Annotated in this window: 23 protein-coding genes; 12 read left to right on the top strand and 11 right to left on the bottom strand. The window is 40.1% G+C overall.

The window, feature by feature from the left end; translation table 11 throughout:
• Positions 1-166 precede the first annotated feature (166 nt).
• The 7 genes from B5X76_RS12975 to B5X76_RS21715 all read left to right on the top strand — a co-directional run bounded on the left by B5X76_RS12975 (position 167) and on the right by B5X76_RS21715 (position 6,047).
• Positions 167-436, top strand: a complete 270-nt coding sequence (locus tag B5X76_RS12975; protein WP_079643536.1) for a hypothetical protein — start codon at positions 167-169, stop codon at positions 434-436.
• Complete coding sequence (locus tag B5X76_RS12970; RefSeq protein ID WP_079643535.1) at positions 433-876, top strand: DUF5675 family protein; 444 nt, start codon at positions 433-435, stop codon at positions 874-876. The genes B5X76_RS12975 and B5X76_RS12970 overlap by 4 nt, the downstream gene beginning before the upstream one ends.
• Before the next feature lie 218 nt (positions 877-1,094).
• On the top strand, positions 1,095-4,250 hold the full coding sequence (locus tag B5X76_RS12965) for a tetratricopeptide repeat protein (protein WP_079643534.1): 3,156 nt from the start codon (positions 1,095-1,097) through the stop codon (positions 4,248-4,250).
• 209 nt (positions 4,251-4,459) lie between these two features.
• Positions 4,460-4,672 carry a hypothetical protein gene (locus tag B5X76_RS12960; RefSeq protein WP_079643533.1) on the top strand — a complete coding sequence of 71 codons (213 nt, stop codon included), beginning with the start codon at positions 4,460-4,462 and terminating at the stop codon, positions 4,670-4,672.
• Between the two features lie 67 nt (positions 4,673-4,739).
• On the top strand, positions 4,740-5,321 hold the full coding sequence (locus tag B5X76_RS12955; RefSeq protein WP_079643532.1) for a hypothetical protein: 582 nt from the start codon (positions 4,740-4,742) through the stop codon (positions 5,319-5,321).
• A gap of 21 nt (positions 5,322-5,342) precedes the next feature.
• Positions 5,343-5,795, top strand: a complete 453-nt coding sequence (locus B5X76_RS12950; protein WP_079643531.1) for a hypothetical protein — start codon at positions 5,343-5,345, stop codon at positions 5,793-5,795.
• Positions 5,796-5,864: 69 nt separating this feature from the next.
• The gene (locus B5X76_RS21715) at positions 5,865-6,047 is read left to right on the top strand and encodes a hypothetical protein (RefSeq protein WP_139375307.1); all 183 of its coding nucleotides are present in this window, start codon (positions 5,865-5,867) and stop codon (positions 6,045-6,047) included.
• Between the two features lie 192 nt (positions 6,048-6,239).
• On the opposite strand, the gene B5X76_RS12945 is transcribed toward B5X76_RS21715, so the two are convergent.
• The gene (locus tag B5X76_RS12945; protein ID WP_079643530.1) at positions 6,240-7,397 is read right to left on the bottom strand and encodes a hypothetical protein; all 1,158 of its coding nucleotides are present in this window, start codon (positions 7,395-7,397) and stop codon (positions 6,240-6,242) included.
• A 409-nt stretch (positions 7,398-7,806) separates the two neighbouring features.
• On the opposite strand from B5X76_RS12945, the gene B5X76_RS12935 reads away from it, so the two are divergent.
• Genes B5X76_RS12935 through B5X76_RS12925 form a run of 3 tightly spaced genes read left to right on the top strand, consistent with a single transcriptional unit; the run spans position 7,807 to position 9,053 of the window.
• Entirely contained in the window at positions 7,807-8,028 is a 222-nt protein-coding gene (locus B5X76_RS12935; RefSeq protein ID WP_079643528.1) for a (4Fe-4S)-binding protein, read from the top strand.
• A gap of 9 nt (positions 8,029-8,037) precedes the next feature.
• The gene (locus tag B5X76_RS12930) at positions 8,038-8,460 is read left to right on the top strand and encodes a hypothetical protein (RefSeq protein ID WP_139375306.1); all 423 of its coding nucleotides are present in this window, start codon (positions 8,038-8,040) and stop codon (positions 8,458-8,460) included.
• Between the two features lie 17 nt (positions 8,461-8,477).
• Positions 8,478-9,053, top strand: a complete 576-nt coding sequence (locus B5X76_RS12925; protein ID WP_079643526.1) for a hypothetical protein — start codon at positions 8,478-8,480, stop codon at positions 9,051-9,053.
• A gap of 85 nt (positions 9,054-9,138) precedes the next feature.
• Here B5X76_RS12925 and B5X76_RS12920 read toward each other — a convergent pair whose 3' ends face one another.
• The gene (locus B5X76_RS12920) at positions 9,139-9,762 is read right to left on the bottom strand and encodes a hypothetical protein (RefSeq protein ID WP_079643525.1); all 624 of its coding nucleotides are present in this window, start codon (positions 9,760-9,762) and stop codon (positions 9,139-9,141) included.
• Between the two features lie 15 nt (positions 9,763-9,777).
• Complete coding sequence (locus B5X76_RS12915) at positions 9,778-10,488, bottom strand: hypothetical protein (RefSeq protein WP_139375305.1); 711 nt, start codon at positions 10,486-10,488, stop codon at positions 9,778-9,780.
• Between the two features lie 205 nt (positions 10,489-10,693).
• On the opposite strand from B5X76_RS12915, the gene B5X76_RS12910 reads away from it, so the two are divergent.
• Both B5X76_RS12910 and B5X76_RS12905 read left to right on the top strand, forming a co-directional pair.
• On the top strand, positions 10,694-11,110 hold the full coding sequence (locus B5X76_RS12910) for a DoxX family membrane protein (protein ID WP_079643523.1): 417 nt from the start codon (positions 10,694-10,696) through the stop codon (positions 11,108-11,110).
• Positions 11,111-11,350: 240 nt separating this feature from the next.
• The gene (locus tag B5X76_RS12905) at positions 11,351-11,575 is read left to right on the top strand and encodes a CDGSH iron-sulfur domain-containing protein (protein ID WP_038696638.1); all 225 of its coding nucleotides are present in this window, start codon (positions 11,351-11,353) and stop codon (positions 11,573-11,575) included.
• A gap of 284 nt (positions 11,576-11,859) precedes the next feature.
• Here B5X76_RS12905 and B5X76_RS12900 read toward each other — a convergent pair whose 3' ends face one another.
• The 8 genes from B5X76_RS12900 to B5X76_RS12865 all read right to left on the bottom strand — a co-directional run bounded on the left by B5X76_RS12900 (position 11,860) and on the right by B5X76_RS12865 (position 16,472).
• Positions 11,860-12,216: a nuclear transport factor 2 family protein gene (locus tag B5X76_RS12900; protein WP_079643522.1), complete on the bottom strand. Its 357-nt coding sequence runs from the start codon at positions 12,214-12,216 to the stop codon at positions 11,860-11,862.
• A 2-nt stretch (positions 12,217-12,218) separates the two neighbouring features.
• Positions 12,219-12,803, bottom strand: coding sequence for an FMN-dependent NADH-azoreductase (locus tag B5X76_RS12895; protein WP_079643521.1), 585 nt, complete (start codon positions 12,801-12,803; stop codon positions 12,219-12,221).
• 35 nt (positions 12,804-12,838) lie between these two features.
• Complete coding sequence (locus B5X76_RS12890) at positions 12,839-13,687, bottom strand: sigma-70 family RNA polymerase sigma factor (protein WP_079643520.1); 849 nt, start codon at positions 13,685-13,687, stop codon at positions 12,839-12,841.
• Between the two features lie 45 nt (positions 13,688-13,732).
• Entirely contained in the window at positions 13,733-14,098 is a 366-nt protein-coding gene (locus B5X76_RS12885) for a nuclear transport factor 2 family protein (RefSeq protein ID WP_079643519.1), read from the bottom strand.
• Positions 14,099-14,123: 25 nt separating this feature from the next.
• On the bottom strand, positions 14,124-14,792 hold the full coding sequence (locus B5X76_RS12880) for a flavin reductase family protein (protein WP_079643572.1): 669 nt from the start codon (positions 14,790-14,792) through the stop codon (positions 14,124-14,126).
• Between the two features lie 171 nt (positions 14,793-14,963).
• Positions 14,964-15,395, bottom strand: coding sequence for an antibiotic biosynthesis monooxygenase family protein (locus tag B5X76_RS12875; RefSeq protein ID WP_139375304.1), 432 nt, complete (start codon positions 15,393-15,395; stop codon positions 14,964-14,966).
• Positions 15,396-15,406: 11 nt separating this feature from the next.
• A complete protein-coding gene (locus B5X76_RS12870; RefSeq protein ID WP_139375303.1) occupies positions 15,407-16,003 on the bottom strand; it encodes a hypothetical protein in 597 nt (198 codons plus the stop codon).
• A gap of 31 nt (positions 16,004-16,034) precedes the next feature.
• Complete coding sequence (locus B5X76_RS12865) at positions 16,035-16,472, bottom strand: carboxymuconolactone decarboxylase family protein (RefSeq protein WP_079643516.1); 438 nt, start codon at positions 16,470-16,472, stop codon at positions 16,035-16,037.
• Positions 16,473-16,479: the final 7 nt, after the last annotated feature.

The following is a 16,479-nucleotide window of genomic DNA, read 5'->3' as shown; positions in this document are numbered from 1 at the left end:
GCATTATTCCTAAGGCTTTATTAGCTCCAGTTTGATTCTTGGGTGTGAAGGAAAGATGGGTAGGAGCTGATCAAGTTTGATTCTTGGTAAAATGGGGTTACATCGTTATGAGGTATCTTAACTTCCATAGCCTTGTAACCTCTGTAACCATATAACTTAAAATATCATGAACAAAATAATCAAAAAAATAAGTGGGGCGGTACAATTGGTATTAATGGCTCCTGTGAAATTGCCGGGTCAGGCTTTACTGATCCTGAAATATGTGGCTATCGGTTTAGGGATCATAGAGAAGGTGATGGAGAAGACAATTGATGGAGATGAAGAGGGTGATGGAGGTGATAGAAGTGAGTTGGGTGAGAAAGGTGAAGGAAGTGAGGAAGGTGATCGAGTTAACGAGTTAACAAGTGAACAAGGGGATGGAGGTAGGGAGAGATGAGGGTTTTGGTCAAACGTTCTGAAAAACGGGGGGCGAACAGCACCTTATCTGAAATCTTCGTGGACGGTGTATTCTGCTGCTATGGCTTGGAGGATACGGTTCGGGATGTCAAAATCTGGGGTGCGACAGCGATCCCTGCCGGATCCTATAGGCTTGGGCTTCGAAAGCTGGGGGCTATGCATGCCCGCTATACGAGGCGATTCCCTACTTTCCATCAGGGGATGATCGAAATAGTGGGGATTCCAAACTTTAAGTACGTGTACATCCATATTGGTAACAATTTTGGAGATACTGCGGGGTGCCTATTAGTCGGGGATTCTTTCGTGTACCAGGAAGATGATTTCGAATTGCGAAAATCCAAATCGGCTTACGTCCGGATTTATAAGCTATTGATCGAAGCCGTAAAGAGAAGGGATGTGGAATTGACTATTGATGGTTAATTGTTAATTGTGGATGGGGTAATGCGGTGAAAGTAAGGAGGAGTTAACTAAAATCAGAACGCGTTCCGGTGATACGGAGCGCGTTTAAAGCCTCTTTTGTTCATTTGTCCCTAAATTGTCCCCCCTAATAGGAGTAAATATTCGAAATAAAAGCAATATCTTAAGCCGATTGCAGAGGTTAATGGCAATCTATAAAGTTATTCCGTTTTTAAATTTTGATGTTTGTTTTAAATTCCTTTTATAGTATTTCGGCCTTGGTATTTATGATCATACTGTCTCTTGATAAAGAAGCTTATGGTCAGAAACTACAGTATTCAGAAATCGATTCCTTACGCATCTTATTAAGAAGCAGTGCGGATAAGCACAATAAGGTTTTGTTGCTCAATGAAATTGCGCGTCGCTACGTACATATTCGAAGTTACGATTCTGCTACAACTATAACTACAAGAGCAAAAGTGATGGCAGAACGAGACGGTAATATGTTCGGTCTCTTAAAATCTTATGAAAACTTTGTTCATATGTATCGAGAAAAAGGCGAAATGGAAAAAGCTGTGGAGCATCTGAAAATAATGCTGCAGCTAGCCAGAAAGATAAACGTACCGCTGTCGGAAGCAGAGGCCTATGATCAACTTGGACATATATATACGACTAAAGAGGATCAAAAAGCTGCATTATTGAATCATGAAATGGCGTTGGATATCCGAAGAAGAAAAGCTGATCCTTATGGTGTGGCAAACTCGGCTGATAATATTGCTCATCTTTATTATCATCAGGACGATTATCTAAGAGCGCTCGATTATTGGGATGAGGCTTATTACGCTTACAAAAAAACAGACAATTATTGGGGAATGGCACGGACAAGTGCCAATTTGGGGTTGATCCATTATGAATTTTCCAATTTTAGTAAGGCCATTTCTCTTTTTTACGAAGCGAGAGAGCTTTATAAGAGGATACAAAATAAGGATGGCATGATATGGACAAGTAATCTGATTGGCCATGTTTACACAGAGATTAACAACATCGACAAAGCAAAAGATATTTATACAAACTCGTTGAACGCATATATACGGGAGGGCAATCAGTCGGGGGTGGCACAATCGTATACGAATTTGGGGAATGTGGCACGAAAGAAGAGGGATTTTGAGGTAGCTAAGCAATATTGTGAACAAGCAATAAAGATATATGCAGCAGTAGATAGCTCAGGTTTGAGCTTTTTTACCCCCTACAAACAGCTTGCTGAAATAGATTATGAGTTGGGCGACAAGAAAGCGGCCTTAGCGAAGTTCTTATCTATGGTAGATAAGCCTATGGTCACGCAGAATATATCAAATAGGATAACTGTTACCAATTGGATAGGTCGTATATATGGGGATTTGACACAATACAATCTTGCTAGCAAATGGATCGAGTCTGCAATCTTGCTCAACGCACGTACTGCAGATAAATCGGCGTATTTGATTTCTTATAAGGCACTAGCGAAGATAGATAGCGCATTGGGTAACTTTCGAGACGCCTATCTAAATACACAAAAGTATTACATGTATCGTGACAGTATAGAAAAGCAGAATGCTGAAAAGATTGTATTGAAGTACGAATATGAAAACCAAATTGCTAAAACAATTGAAACATCTAGAAATAGACAGCTGCAGCGTAACGTCGCTTGGGCTTTGGCTGTATCGGCTCTTCTTTTTGCTTTGGTATCGTGGCGCTATCTTTCGGCACGCTCGAAGCATAAAATTGCTTTAGAGAAAGTGAAAAAGAAGGCAGCAATAAACAATCAGGAGATGAAATCCAGATTTTTAGCCAATATATCACACGAATTTCGTACGCCATTAACACTAATAAATGGGCATATTGAATTATTGATGGCCGACGAAAAGAGTACAGCCGATAAATCAAGGTATGCCGAAATCAGTAAGAATGGTGCCCATTTGTTGGAATTGGTGGATCAGTTACTGGAACTTTCAAAAATGGATGACGGTTACTATAGCCTCCATTACGAACGGGGAGAAGTCGTCCAGTTGATCAGGATGGAGGTAACAAGTTTTGAATCGGAAGCGGATAGGTGCGGGGTTAAGCTTAAGAGTTTATTCTCCAAACCAGCTGGAGAGTATGCGGGTCAGCAGTTTGTCTATTCGCGGCAGGCTGTAACCGCCATCATGTACAATTTGCTATCGAACGCTTTAAAACATACACCCCGAACAGGAGAAATTGAGGTAGGTTTAGATTTTGAATGCCAGTTATTGCATATTTGGGTGGCTAATACCGGAAGTGGTATTGCCGATGAATACCTATCCAAAATATTTGATCGATTCTATCAATTGCCGGGAGAGGCCTCTTTCAAAGGGTTTGGTATAGGACTTTCCTTAGTAAAAGAGTTGGCGAACTACCATGGTGGTCGTGTCGAGGTGGAGAGCCAAACCGACGGTAAGACAATATTCCACGTCTGGTTGGCGGAAGGAAGTACTTCTGTCGAAGAGAAGAAAGAAGTAATGCCTGCATTTTCAGAACTTTCGCGGATATCGACAACTCAGGAACCTGCCATGCAGCGCAACCTTAATGATGTTGCAAGTACTATGGATCAGCCTGTGGTCCTGCTCGTAGACGATCACGAAGAGATACGTACATTTATAAAGGAATCGCTCGGGGATTCCTATCATTTTTTAGAGGCTGCTGATGGCGAGGTCGCGTTAAGAATGGCAAATGCTGTGCTTCCCGATATAATAATAAGTGATATCAGAATGCCTCGGATGGACGGATTGGACTTCTGTAAGGCAGTCAAAGAATCAGCAGCTACATCTCATATTCCAGTACTATTGCTTACAGCAATCAAAGATCAGTCGAAAAAGGAAGATGGGTTGTATCTTGGTGCCGATGATTATATCTTTAAACCATTTTCTGTTGCAGAATTAAGGCTTAGGGTACATAATCGCCTTGCTTTTAAAGAAAGACTCAGGATCTACTATACTTCTTTACTGATAAAGGATAGTGATAAGGATGTATTACTGGAGGATGAGGAAAAAAGTATCTCTAAACAAGATAAAGATTTTATCGAAAAATTGGTTGCGGCTATTCATGAGAATCAGGAAAGTAAGCAGGTGAATGTCGAATTTCTCGCAAATGTGGCCTGTCTGAGCTCTAGCCAAATCACGCGTAAATTAAAAGCACTTATCAACAAAACTCCGGCTGAGTTTATCCGGACCATTAAGATGAATTATGCAAAAGGTTTGCTCGAATCGGGTACTCGCGTTGCTGATGTTGCTTGGGCTATAGGTTATGATGATCCTGCTAATTTTGCTAAAGTATTTAAGAAGCAATTTGGCTACTCGCCCTCGCAGCAGCAGGTCAAAGGAGTGGATATCGAAAGATATTAATTGAGGTATAAATGAGCTGGCTAAGAAGTGTATTTTTGTTTGCATAATTGTATCAACTACCCAATAGTGCGCTAAAAATGCCATTTATGCGTGTTATTAACTGATAAATGCGCTATTATTACCAGTTTAAAATACGGCGTATGCATTAATTTTGTTGCTATCAATACCGATTAAAAAGGGGATAATCTAAATTTTAAAGATAGCATTCTATGAAAAAAATGTATAAGCTCACACTGTATAGCGATAACGGGGCTAGTGCTAAAAGAGATATTATAATAACTATGGAGGACAGACGTATAAACCCTAAACTGTTCTATCGTGATGGAGTTCGACCTGTATTCCTTAAAGGTGGAAAGCATTTATCGCGATCAGAGGGAAAATTATTGGGGGTAAACCTAATACCAAATTTAGAGCAATTGTAAGTTTTTTGATAATGTCTACTGAAAATGGATTAACTTAGTTCGTATAGTAACCATGTAATCATAAGTGATGAAAAAATATCACATAAATAGCAATGATATGGATATTGTACAACACATACACCGGCATACCGAAGATTTACAGACCGGTTTTGTAAAACTGTCTGCTGAACAGCAGAAGTTCTTAAAACTCCTAGCTCTGGAATTCTATTTCCAACTGCCGGAAGCGCTCGCAGTGATCGAAGCGTATATGCATACGCCTATAGATAAAGACAAATTGTTGGATGATATTCGTAATGGAACGACATGCTGGTACAAAGAAATCATGGTCAAAAGAACGGAAGAGCTGGACGAATATGCGGATGATTATGAGGAGTTAGAGCAGATACCGATTTATATATTAAATGCCTTTGATCATGCTATTGATGATAATAACACAACGGAAGGGGTAGTACAACTGTTTCTCGATATGATCAACACATTGGATTATTACGAGAATTTTTCGGAAGAACCGGAATACTGGAATCAGTTGCTCGAAAAAGAAGTGGTATTTCAGCGGGAAATGCTAGCCGCATTAGCGTCGGGAGGAAGAATAGATCCATTGATATACCAAAAACGCTATGCTGACGTTGAATTTGACACACTGGTCTGAACACCAATGAATCTCTAGTTTATGAAGACTGTAATTTATACTGGTCTCTTGTTGACATTTTTTGCCTGTAAGGGAGGTGGTTCTCCGAATAAGACTAAGCAACAAACAAGCGCCTGTGCCTGCGAGAAAACTATGGAAAAAGACAGCATTATATTTGTAACGAATGTGCGTTTAACGGAAGAGGGAAAGGAAAGAAGTTTACTATTTAACTGTGCGGATATACAAATGGGAGTGGCCTCGATCAGTGATGAAAATGGGCTGAACGAACGGGAAAAGTTTATCTTTGATGTGGGAGGCGTATCGGTTGTGGATCAAAGATTTGATCTGTCGGAAGATTTCAAATATTTTACCGAAGAGATGCAAACGCAGGAGGACTTCTTTAATACCATTCGGGAAAATAAAAAGCTCTTTTTTGAGTTTACGGTAGAAGCAAAAAAGATTAAATCGATCTGGAAATTGAATATGGAGGACTAATACGGACTAGATCATTCCGAGTAAGATAACAGCTTACCGTCATCGCGAGGCTACGACCGCCGAAGGCAGATGCGTAGCAAACCGATCTATAAGTCCTATATCGTACAGCCGTTTTTAAGATTGCTTCGTCTCCGCCTACTGGCTGATCCTACCAATGACAGATTACCTACGGTGAGCTCGCAAGCTCCGTTTACAAACTATGTCGTCATTCCGACCGAAGTGGAGGAACCCCGAAGGGCTCATCGTAGATAATCTAAAAGCTATATATTAATCCTATACAGTTTGTAGACCTTCCGATGTATCGGAACAGGTCCTCCACAAGGTTCCCGAGGTAAACTCGGGACTCTGCGAGAGCCTGTCCCGCTTTTGCGGAATGACGTATCCTGTCATCGAACCTCCTTTGTGTTTGCTAAAAAACTTCCCTCTCGCAAAGACGGATTGCAGTTATTCTTTTTTTGTAAAAAATATACCCGAAATCTGATCCTTCTCATCAAACGTCAGTGTAATCTTATAAGGGGCATGATCTATCTCTAAGAAATTTGATATTTTAAGATCCTGATAATTTAGGATTTTTGTCTGATCAAACAGTTTGATGGCGTCTGCGCGCTTTATTCCTGGCTTTAATTGATTGTCAAAGGTAACATTTACCTTCTTGAAATCTGATATGGAATACCCTTGTAGACTGTTTTCTTTAAGATTTTCAGGATTGGATTTGCTAGGCGAGAAAAAGAAAAAGATATCATGGTATTTATTCTGATAATATATTTCTTTTGGTGCAGCTGTCGTCCCGTCGTATTCTTCCATTCGTTCGGAGCCCGTATGTAAGGTAGACTTCGTAAAGTCTTCCTCGGTGGAGGTCCCAACAACTAAGCCGTTGATGTTCCAATTTTTATCGATTTTTATCTGTGGTTTGTTTTTAACGTCTTCGGGTTTGGTCGCATTTCGAACCAGTGACTGCAGGTATTTTTCCTGATCGCAGCCGCCCATATCGATCATCCCATTGAAACTGTCCCAATAACAGGTCTTAGACAGATGAGTATTGTTGAGAATGATCAACCTGTGGTAATCCGGGGCAAAGAAAATGAACTTGTTGTCGGCTTTGATATTCCAGTATAACCCGTTATCTGTATTTGGATTTTTGGTGCCCTTGCCGTATTTGGTTTCTAGCTTGCTGAGCAGGGTCGATTGGAGTTCTTCACTTTCCATTTCTATACGTACGCCGTATATTGTAGTGTCGGCTCTGTAGGACATTAACTTTTCTTGGAGCGGCTTACGGTCGCTGGCTATGACGGACATATCGTAATGAGCCCCGCCGAAACGGGTTATGCTATCGGTCTTCAGGGATTCGGAATTGATCAAAAATAGGACTCGATTTTGTCCGAGGTCTATACCCTCATAACTATACTTGCCCGGGTTCTTGATTTCTAAAATAAGATCGTAAGGATATTCAATGGTTTCTACGCCGATGAGTGCGGTATCGGTTGCATTATATAACCCATAGATGGATTCATTCAATTTAAAGGTGGATAGATCTACTTTTTCTGGTTTCTCGCAGGAGCATAACGCGAATAATAGGATGATAAATGATACGTAAAGGTTCATATGTGTTAGCTATTTTTTACCTGTGCTTTAGACCAATTACCGTTCCATTTATTCAAATATAAATTTATAAATTCGCGTCTACATATAACCAAGTTATTAGATTTATGGACACGAAAAAAGTATACTCTTTTCCGATGATTATAATTGCTATAGTTTTAGGCGGAACTATCTTCAAGGAATTTGATTTTAAAACGTTAACCTTTGAAAAGCCTGCATTGGCGGTCATATATATTTTAACTTTCCTAATGACGGTCTATTTTATCTTTAAGAAAGACAAGGAAAAAAAAGAGATGTAGATCTACGTGATACCTAATCGAGATGGTTTTCAGGATTTATTTTTGTTCTAAAGCGAACAATTCGTAACTTTCTATAGTAAAGTATAAAGTTGTCCATTTTAAAATTTTCAGTCATGGGAGAAACTAAAAAATATACTGCCAATGAAGAGATTACGGTCTTGTGGACACCGTCAAAATGTATACACGCCGGTGTTTGCGTCAAATCGCTCCCCAAAGTGTATCATCCTCGAGAAAAGCCTTGGATAACAGCCGATCAGGCCTCTACCAGGGAGTTGATCGAACAGATTGATCGATGTCCGTCGGGTGCATTGGGGTATGAGCTGCATGAAAAATAACGAGACATCATGAAGCCCTTATTTTGTTTATGGATGGTGCTAATAAGTACTTTTGCGGTCGCACAAACAGACCGTATGCCTTTAGCTGTGCGCAAAGCATTTGAAGGTATCTGGCAGTACAATCAAAAATATGGTACCAATACGGTACGTATCCGGTTTGAAGAAGGCAAGGATTACGCGTTTTTTACGGACATCGGCAACGGTATGGCTCCTGCGCGTACCCTGCGGGCAATACCAAAAGGGGAGCTGTTGGTTATACCGGCGAAGCAACATGAGAACGATTACGTAGAGTTGCAAATCATTAAAGGCAAATTGCACTTGAAAGTAAGACAGGTCGACTGGGATGAAAACGGAAAGGAAATAAAAGCCAGTAACCACTCTATCGAACACCAAGTGTTTAAACGTGTTAAGGATATAGAAAACACCCTATAACTATAGCTACAAGGAATATGACCAACAGGGAATTGGAAATAAAGTTGACAACGATATACCAAACGCTTTTCGATCTGGACATGGAAGAAAATGACGAAAGGAATAAAAACTGGTTAAATTGTTTCAAACCTTTCACTGGTGCTATTCCGGGGAAGGTGTTTCCCTTTTTCTTGCTGGTAGAAGAGGTGGATGATAGCGTCGAATTTATTATCAATACCCGAAGTGCTGATCTATTTAGAGCGAAAAGGGATGAAGTAAATAATGCCGCGGATTTTATTCCTCAAATCAAAGTAAAAGACAATTGGGAATCGTATGAGTTCGATATCTCGACCTTATTACTGACGGAATACGTGGACTGGCTATGGCAACAGGCGGTTGACAAGTTGGAGATGCAAATCTGGGGATATGGGTTGTACGTCCCAATTAAAGAACATTGGAACCAATTCCTGAACCCCTTCTCGTATCCGAATAAACTATGGATCGGTAAGGAAATGGATTCGATCATTCTTATTCAAAATGAGAGCAACTTATTAAAATGTTTAGCCCGGGACAAGGCTACTTTAGATGCGGCGCAGAAAATATTAGAAAGTTAAGGATGTATGCTATTTGAAAGGAAGTGCTTTGAAAAGCCTGCTGTCCTGAAGCCTATAAACTGTGTTGATGAAACCAGTAATTGCTTTAACAGGGAAACCACCAATGCATAAAATATACTTTATCGTCTTTAAAAAATAGCTTGATATGTCCATCAGAAATTCCATCTTTATCTTCCTTTAGTATCATTAACTGCAATTCTCCTTCTCTGTATTCGTTTATCTTGCCCATTACTGCATCCGGAAATAGCGTTTTAATAGCATTGACCGTGGTGTTTCCATCTATTCGAATGCCCTTATAGCTGATGTAATTGTCGTTGGTGAACCAGAATTCATCTACGGCCACTTGCTGTTGGTGCGTTTCAAAGCGGGAACCGTCTTTGTACAGGTACTTGTCATCGGGAGCTTCGGTATCAAAAATCGTGATACAGGGAGCCTCGTCTTGCAACAGCTTAACACTATCGGGGGTACCAAACACTTTTTCAAAATCGCTCATTGTGAAGAACCTTTTCAACTGACCGTTGAATCGGATATCCTCTGCCAGCATAATATCGAGAGCCCTGTCATCGGATTTGGACACGCTCGTGCTGTCTACAGAATGGACGGTATCTGTTGTGACTGTTGTGACGGAATCTTTGGCTTGCGGTACCTCTTTTTGGGGCGACTGACAGGCTATCTGCGCCAGTAGGATAAATAGTAATAGTCGGTGCATAGGATGGAGGATGGGTTAGATGTTAATCTTCGCTAGGTAATAAGCGTATTGTTTTCTCTCACTAGTACTTGTTCTCTGTACCGTATAGGCTTTTACAATAAAAGAATGGTCGTCGATCCATCGGATATCTTTTACGGCCCAGTCTTTGGTCTGAAAGCTCATCAGCTCGGCCAAGCGAAACTCTGCCGAATTATTGGGCTCAGCTATGCGGAGAACTCCGACGAAACAGCTATTGCGCTCGTATACATAATTGTAATAATAAACTAAAAATTGACCTTTTGGGGATGGAATAGGCACTTCAACGGCACCATCGCCGATTGAAGCAATGACATAACGTGTGGCCGAGATACTGTCCAAGAGCACCATATCGCTAAATCCCAAATGTTCTGATACGTGTTGGCTAACAAGTGCATGCATCTTTGGTATCGGTAGGTAGCCTTTATATTCCCATCCACGGAATCCATCCCCCTGCGATTGATCGTCATAAGGTTTTAATAGAATGCCGCCTTGCGCTGTGGGAACAGTGATCTCGTTCTTTTTGAGGGTAACTCCTGTTTGTACAAGGGGAGGTGCAGCACTGAGCTTTTCATAGCGATCTGCTGCTGCCGGCTTAAAATCTAGGGTAGGAAGGCTATCATAGCGATCTGCAAAGCCTACGGTGATCTGTCCCCCCGGCTGTGCATACGCACTGCCGATGCAAAAAAGAAAAAGTAAATATATCCTCATATTGTTTTTTACAGAGGCCAGGGACGATCTTTTCGAACCTAAGAAAATTGCTGGAGTTTGGTCGTTCATTGGCTGTTTAACCTGTCTATATTGTTTAATGATAGAGCTACAATCATGCCAGTGTTCTTTGCATATTATCTTGAACCAGTTCAATTTTTTAGTGCACGAAAAGTGCTAAATTAGTGTTAGATTAAATATTGAAACGATGATGAATGTATCCCATAAATTTCCGCAATTATTTCTGAGATTGGCACTTTCGATAACAATGCTTTCCGCAGTAGCAGATAGGTTTGGATGTTGGGCAGCGGAGTATTCATCCTGGGGCAGTATGGCTAATTTTGAAGCCTATACCAGAAAGTTAACATTTTTCTTACCGGAGGTACTGAGTACGTTGTCTGCCTATGTTGCTACAGGATTGGAGATACTCTTTCCGTTGATGTTGATTGTGGGATATAAAATTAAAATAGCCGCATACGGAAGCAGCCTGCTATTACTGGTTTTTGCCGCCTCTATGACAATCTCCTTGGGACCGAAAGCACCGCTCGATTATTCGGTTTGGATAGGAAGTGCCGCAGCGCTTTTATTGGCTGCGCAAAAAGAATATGCCTTTTGTTTAGATTAAAAGAGGTTGATGTAAGCCGGGCATGAGCTTTTTGTGATCTCTTTGGTACTAAACCCGACCTCTTTTCTATAAGTTTTGAGGTGATTAAAGTGTGATAATTTTTACTGGAATGAATATGTCGTTGATAAAAACGATAGTTTCGTGGTATCGTTAAAAGGAACGTTTCTAAATAGAAGTGAAATCATGAAGTATTCATTTCATTGTGCTATTATTGTGAAAAACAGAATAATTACAATTAACATGTCGAAAACAAAACTTACAATAAACAATAACGGATCGGTAAAGATAGAAGGCGATTTTGAAATAGTAGATAGAAATGGGGATGCCTACGGATTGCAAGGTAGAACGGTACTTTCGATTTGTCGTTGCGGGCTTTCAAAAAACAAACCGTTTTGCGATGGTGCACACAATGGGCATTTTGAGCATGAAGCCATTGCGTTCGATCTTCCACCGAAGAAAGTATAAGCATACCTATAAAGTGATTGCTATTTCAAGTTCATACAAAGTTTCGTTGTAAAATTTATCCATTCATTTATATGTATGATGACGGAATAAGATGTTTAACTCCGCCGCTTCTGTTATAATGATTGATTAACTAGCATTTTTATTTAAGATATTAAAATTCGGGACTTCCAAAAAGCAATACTTTCGGAAGCCCCTATTACCAATAATGTAATTTTGACTGCTTTTAAAACTCTACTTGCTATTTATTTAAAAATGAGGACAGAAATTCTAGTCACAGCTATTCTTTATTTTACTTCGATTGTAGGTGTGTTATTTAATATTTTCCAATGCCCATTATCTCGAATAGATATTATCAATGAATGAAAGATAAGAGATTCACTTTCCAACGTCGTGTGTGCGATAGCCATATGGTCGGATTGCTTTATGCTGTTTATGATCAAGCTCCTTGTGCTTCCTCCGAATCGCTTGGTGCGGATGAGTTCGATATAGTCAGATTTTGAGAATATAAAAATTCCCTTCTCATCGAAAAAACCATCCTGTATATTCTGAAAGCTTTGATGTAATATACTTTCCAATGCTGCTACATCACGATTGTCGCCAGCTTTTACAAATGCTTCGATTGCTTTTTCTGCCTGTTCCATTTTTATTTGTTTAAGATGTTCGTAAATAATTCTTTTTGATGGTTTAGTTGTTGTTTGACAGATTCTTTATCATCCGTTCCGTCCAATGAATAATAGTAAATTTCCCTAATGCCAATAAAATTCAATATCTGCTGCAGATGCATTTCCACTAGATTGGGCATATCTGATTTAGGTTCCCCCTTAGCGGAGAGAATGTATGCTTTTTTATTCTGAAGCAAGCCGATTGCTTTGTCCTCGTCGTATCTGAAAGTTTTACCCGTGCGCAACACCAGGTCGAAGTACGCTTTTAGCGAGGAGGGAATACCAAAATTATACGTAGGCACTGTGATAAGGATTTCATCACACCCGAATAATTCTGCTATCAACTGATTAGACAATTTTAGGCGGTCTGAAGTATCCCTGGAAGTATAAAATTTCTCAAGTACTTCCTGCTCAAGATGGGGAATGTGGGAGGTGCCTACATCCCGTATGTTGATGCTCCCTTCCGGATTCAGTTCTTTCCATGCCCGTACAAAATTGTCTCCCGAATTGCGGGAATAGGAATTTTTTAAACGTAAGCTACTGTCAATTCTCAATAATGTCTTCATCTTTTTTACTCTTTCTATGGAAGACAATTTGAATGCTAAATATGTGACAGTTTGGTAATGTTTTTTAGTTTATCCGGGTCAACAATGGAATATATTTCCTGGATCAATCCATCTGTACTTAATTGAAGGATATGGCAGTTTTGGAGCTTTTCATGCTCCCAAAAGCAGATAGCAGGTTGATGATTGAAAAATTGAAAGGTAAATGTTTTTCCCATCAGAAAATGCTGCTGTACATAAACCAATAAAGTCGCTGTAGCTGTTTTTCCTATTTTCGAACTGCTCACTACCTGCACCTTCGTACCTCCGTCGGCACTGAGTTTTATGTCGTTTACCAATAAGTTCTGCAATTCCACGATGTCAGCCTGAGCCAGTGCTTTCTGATACCTGCCTACGGTCTCAAATGAGTGACCCGAATGGGGGGTATAACTTGAGTATTTACTGTATTTCAATTGTTTGTTGGCCCTGCTCAATAGCTGACGTGAATTTTCGGTGCTTATTTCAAGCAGTTCGGCTATCTCAGCATGTGAATAACCGAAGCCCTCTTTTAATATGAAAGCTGCTCTTTCTTTTGGGTTCAGGTACTCGAACAGCACGAGCATGGTATAGCTTGCCGTTTCGTCTCTAATAAGTTTTGCATCGGCATTATCAAATGAAACAGGTTCGGGAAGCCATTCGCCGAAAACTTCTTTTTTACTTTGGCGAGTTTTAAAATTTATGGCATGATTGATAGTGCTCTTGATCAAAAAGTTGGATTCGTGGCGGATATCTGATTTATCCAATGAAATGTATTTTTCCAGTACATCCTGCACCAGATCTTTGGCATCTTCGTAAGAACCGACAATATTGTAGGCATAGGTCAGGAGTTTATTATAGTTCTTCTGCATTGGTTTTAAAATTTTGTTAAAGTTTCTCGCTGTCGAGATGTTTGATTAAATGGCAATTCCGCTTCCGCCAATTACTTTTATGCCTTCGGGGAACTTTTTCCAAAAACGGATATATTTATATTTAGCTTCAAAAGGCTCGTTATTATAATTTCCTTTTAACTCCATCTGCAAAGTAATGACAGCCAAATCCGCTATGATATTCAATTCTTCTACTTTGGGAGTAATCTCGTTTACTTTTAAGTTTCCCTCACGATACGTTTGCAAATCCATTTCTTTGGTTATCGTCTGACCGCTGGGAATTATAAAAAGCAAATCAGCATGCAATAGGTTGTCGAGTACTTCCGTATCACTATTTTTGATGGCTCCGTAAAGTGTGTTCTCGAAATTTAAAATTTCGTCCTTTGTAATCATTTCTTAGTCATTATTTTGGTTTTCGCTAAACTTTCTCTTGTGCTGATTTCCTATCATATGTACTGTATAAATTTTCAGGAATTTCTGCGAGCGTCGATTCATGTAATTTATCGCCAAGTGTATAAAACTCCTGAAAACTCATAATAAGAGGTTTCCACTTATCGGGATCAACCCGATTTGGATGATTATCCATAGTAATTGATTTATCCAAAAATACCGTGTTTATCTTTAGTTCAAATGTGATAATCTTCCCCTGCTGTAGAGGTTCGTCTTCAGCTAATTTGTGAATGTCCATGACAACAGCTTCCATTTGTACAGGGCACTCGTTAATCCGGGAGGCATTGATGGTTTCGGCGGGGGTTCCTGTCAATCCGGCTATTTCAAATTTATTTTTTTCGAAACGATAGCCCTTTAATATTTTAGACTGAGGAACAGGATTAGCCGCCGTGGTTCTGGCCAATAGGTTCACGGCCTTTGCTTCGTTTACCGATGGCATGTTTAGGACGGCCTCTTTGGTTACCAAAAGGTTTTGGGCAGTTTGGGAGGAAGCCCCAAGCCCAATGATGCACCTCCAACCTAGCCAGAAAATCGAAGACATAGGCGCAAGATTATCTGTGCCATCGGGATTTTTAGTACTGATAAGTACTACCGCTGTGCCGAAGTATAAAATGGAGGGATAACTTTTAATATGCATATTAGAGTACCTTTTATGATTTCTACTCAACTTTGCTGATTCTTTTAAAATTAACGATATCATACATCTATTAAAATCCGTTTCTTGCTGAATCCGGTCAAGTTTTTTTTCAAAGACTTTAAGACATCACTGTTTTATGCTTTCTTCAAGGTAATTATTGGGTACGCTTGCTTACTCCTCGACCGTCTGATAAATACCCCTTTCCATCGTAATGCCATGTTGCTCTAAAAACGCGGGCATTTTAATCCCTGCTTTTTGCATTGCCTCCCGTATAACCACTCTGGCATCGTCCATCCGCTGTCTGTCTGCCCAGGTGGCAACCGTAATAACCCGAAGGTCTCCACTATCGCCTGTCTGTTGAAAGATTTCATATTTTACAAAGCCGGGCTGTTGCCGTAGTGTATTCCTGATGAAAAGCGAGTTTTCGGAATACGCCGCGATAGCTTTTTGGGGAATGCTGATTTTATCGATGACGGCAACCTGTTCCGTAGCAGTACGTTCTTCTCTGTTATTCTGTTCCATTTTTAATCGATTTTGATGTTGACCAAAAGTATTCACCGCCATAAGAATGGGTATGATGATGGTTTTTAATGTCTGTTTCATAAGACTTGTATTTATCGTTTCCAGTTCAGTTTACCGTCTTTGTCGAACATTTCGATAGACGGGTTGCCTACACTATCAACCTTTAGAATAATCCGCGGTATTTCATTGTGGTCCTTCATTACCAAAGCCGCATTCCCGTTTTCCGTTATCAGGTTGATACGGTTGATATTATGTCCGGGTTTCCCCGACAGGTCTTTGTCATTGATCACCAGCCCAGCCCTGAAATAATTGTCGTGTTTATTGTCCTGCGCCAGTATACCGATGGCATCGGCATTCTGATAGTCAAATGCGAGCGCGTTCAGGTTGGTCTCCTTGTTATCGGTTATGGCAAGACCTCCTCTTTCGTCGCCGTTCTTGTCATAAAATATAAGACCTGCCGGTGCATAAGCTCGTTTATAGGTTTTTCCAGCAACAATGGGCTCGGGAATATTGTCTGTGTTTGCAATAACGATTCGATTTTTTCCCGAGGCATCATTAATATTTATTCTTTCCGCATTAATGTTTTGCTTGTTGTCTAAGTATAAGTAGACGATACTCGCCATAAAAATGATATTGGAGAGTATAAGGGCGGATAATAATCTTTTTAGCGATTTGGAAATTGTTTGCATAATTGAGTATCATTTTTAGTTCGTTTTCTGTTTATTCTATCGTTTTCTTGGTGCTGATCACAATCCTATTCCATGCATTTATGGTAACAACTGCCATGATGATCTGTGCAATTTGGTTTCCATCAAAAAGTTGTTCGGCCTGTCTGTACGTTTCATCGCTTAACCCGTTTTGGCTGATTAGGGTTACTTCCTCGGTTATGGCTAAAATTGTTTTCTCTTCCTCGGTAAATAATCCGGTTTCTTTCCAGGCGTTGAGCAGGAAAATTCGCTGTGCGGTTTCACCCTGCTTTAATGCATCCGTAGTGTGCATGTTGATACAAAAAGCGTAACCGTTGATTTGCGAAGCACGAATTTTAATCAGATAGAAATGCCTTTTAGAAAGCCCCGAATGTTGCAGGTAATTTTCCAGAGCGAACATTGCTTTAAATGCATCCGGCTCCAGCTGCTGTATGTCTATTCTGTTTTCCATATTTATT

This window comes from Sphingobacterium nematocida, assembly GCF_900168125.1.
Taxonomy (GTDB): domain Bacteria; phylum Bacteroidota; class Bacteroidia; order Sphingobacteriales; family Sphingobacteriaceae; genus Sphingobacterium; species Sphingobacterium nematocida.
Note: the sequence above shows the minus strand (reverse complement) of the source record. Positions and strands in the feature narration are given on the sequence as shown.

What these genes read in the sequence shown, in the direction of transcription:
- B5X76_RS21715 (WP_139375307.1), top strand. Translation starts at nt 5,865, where the DNA reads ATGCGTAGCAAACCGATCTATAAGTCCTATATCGTACAGCCGTTTTTA.
- B5X76_RS12920 (WP_079643525.1), bottom strand. Translation starts at nt 9,762, where the DNA reads ATGCACCGACTATTACTATTTATCCTACTGGCGCAGATAGCCTGTCAG.
- B5X76_RS12905 (WP_038696638.1), top strand. Translation starts at nt 11,351, where the DNA reads ATGTCGAAAACAAAACTTACAATAAACAATAACGGATCGGTAAAGATA.
- B5X76_RS12970 (WP_079643535.1), top strand. Translation starts at nt 433, where the DNA reads ATGAGGGTTTTGGTCAAACGTTCTGAAAAACGGGGGGCGAACAGCACC.
- B5X76_RS12915 (WP_139375305.1), bottom strand. Translation starts at nt 10,488, where the DNA reads ATGAGGATATATTTACTTTTTCTTTTTTGCATCGGCAGTGCGTATGCA.
- B5X76_RS12875 (WP_139375304.1), bottom strand. Translation starts at nt 15,395, where the DNA reads ATGAAACAGACATTAAAAACCATCATCATACCCATTCTTATGGCGGTG.
- B5X76_RS12900 (WP_079643522.1), bottom strand. Translation starts at nt 12,216, where the DNA reads ATGGAACAGGCAGAAAAAGCAATCGAAGCATTTGTAAAAGCTGGCGAC.
- B5X76_RS12960 (WP_079643533.1), top strand. Translation starts at nt 4,460, where the DNA reads ATGAAAAAAATGTATAAGCTCACACTGTATAGCGATAACGGGGCTAGT.
- B5X76_RS12925 (WP_079643526.1), top strand. Translation starts at nt 8,478, where the DNA reads ATGACCAACAGGGAATTGGAAATAAAGTTGACAACGATATACCAAACG.
- B5X76_RS12945 (WP_079643530.1), bottom strand. Translation starts at nt 7,397, where the DNA reads ATGAACCTTTACGTATCATTTATCATCCTATTATTCGCGTTATGCTCC.
- B5X76_RS12880 (WP_079643572.1), bottom strand. Translation starts at nt 14,792, where the DNA reads ATGCATATTAAAAGTTATCCCTCCATTTTATACTTCGGCACAGCGGTA.
- B5X76_RS12930 (WP_139375306.1), top strand. Translation starts at nt 8,038, where the DNA reads ATGAAGCCCTTATTTTGTTTATGGATGGTGCTAATAAGTACTTTTGCG.
- B5X76_RS12910 (WP_079643523.1), top strand. Translation starts at nt 10,694, where the DNA reads ATGATGAATGTATCCCATAAATTTCCGCAATTATTTCTGAGATTGGCA.
- B5X76_RS12975 (WP_079643536.1), top strand. Translation starts at nt 167, where the DNA reads ATGAACAAAATAATCAAAAAAATAAGTGGGGCGGTACAATTGGTATTA.
- B5X76_RS12895 (WP_079643521.1), bottom strand. Translation starts at nt 12,803, where the DNA reads ATGAAGACATTATTGAGAATTGACAGTAGCTTACGTTTAAAAAATTCC.
- B5X76_RS12935 (WP_079643528.1), top strand. Translation starts at nt 7,807, where the DNA reads ATGGGAGAAACTAAAAAATATACTGCCAATGAAGAGATTACGGTCTTG.
- B5X76_RS12950 (WP_079643531.1), top strand. Translation starts at nt 5,343, where the DNA reads ATGAAGACTGTAATTTATACTGGTCTCTTGTTGACATTTTTTGCCTGT.
- B5X76_RS12865 (WP_079643516.1), bottom strand. Translation starts at nt 16,472, where the DNA reads ATGGAAAACAGAATAGACATACAGCAGCTGGAGCCGGATGCATTTAAA.
- B5X76_RS12890 (WP_079643520.1), bottom strand. Translation starts at nt 13,687, where the DNA reads ATGCAGAAGAACTATAATAAACTCCTGACCTATGCCTACAATATTGTC.
- B5X76_RS12965 (WP_079643534.1), top strand. Translation starts at nt 1,095, where the DNA reads ATGTTTGTTTTAAATTCCTTTTATAGTATTTCGGCCTTGGTATTTATG.
- B5X76_RS12870 (WP_139375303.1), bottom strand. Translation starts at nt 16,003, where the DNA reads ATGCAAACAATTTCCAAATCGCTAAAAAGATTATTATCCGCCCTTATA.
- B5X76_RS12955 (WP_079643532.1), top strand. Translation starts at nt 4,740, where the DNA reads ATGAAAAAATATCACATAAATAGCAATGATATGGATATTGTACAACAC.
- B5X76_RS12885 (WP_079643519.1), bottom strand. Translation starts at nt 14,098, where the DNA reads ATGATTACAAAGGACGAAATTTTAAATTTCGAGAACACACTTTACGGA.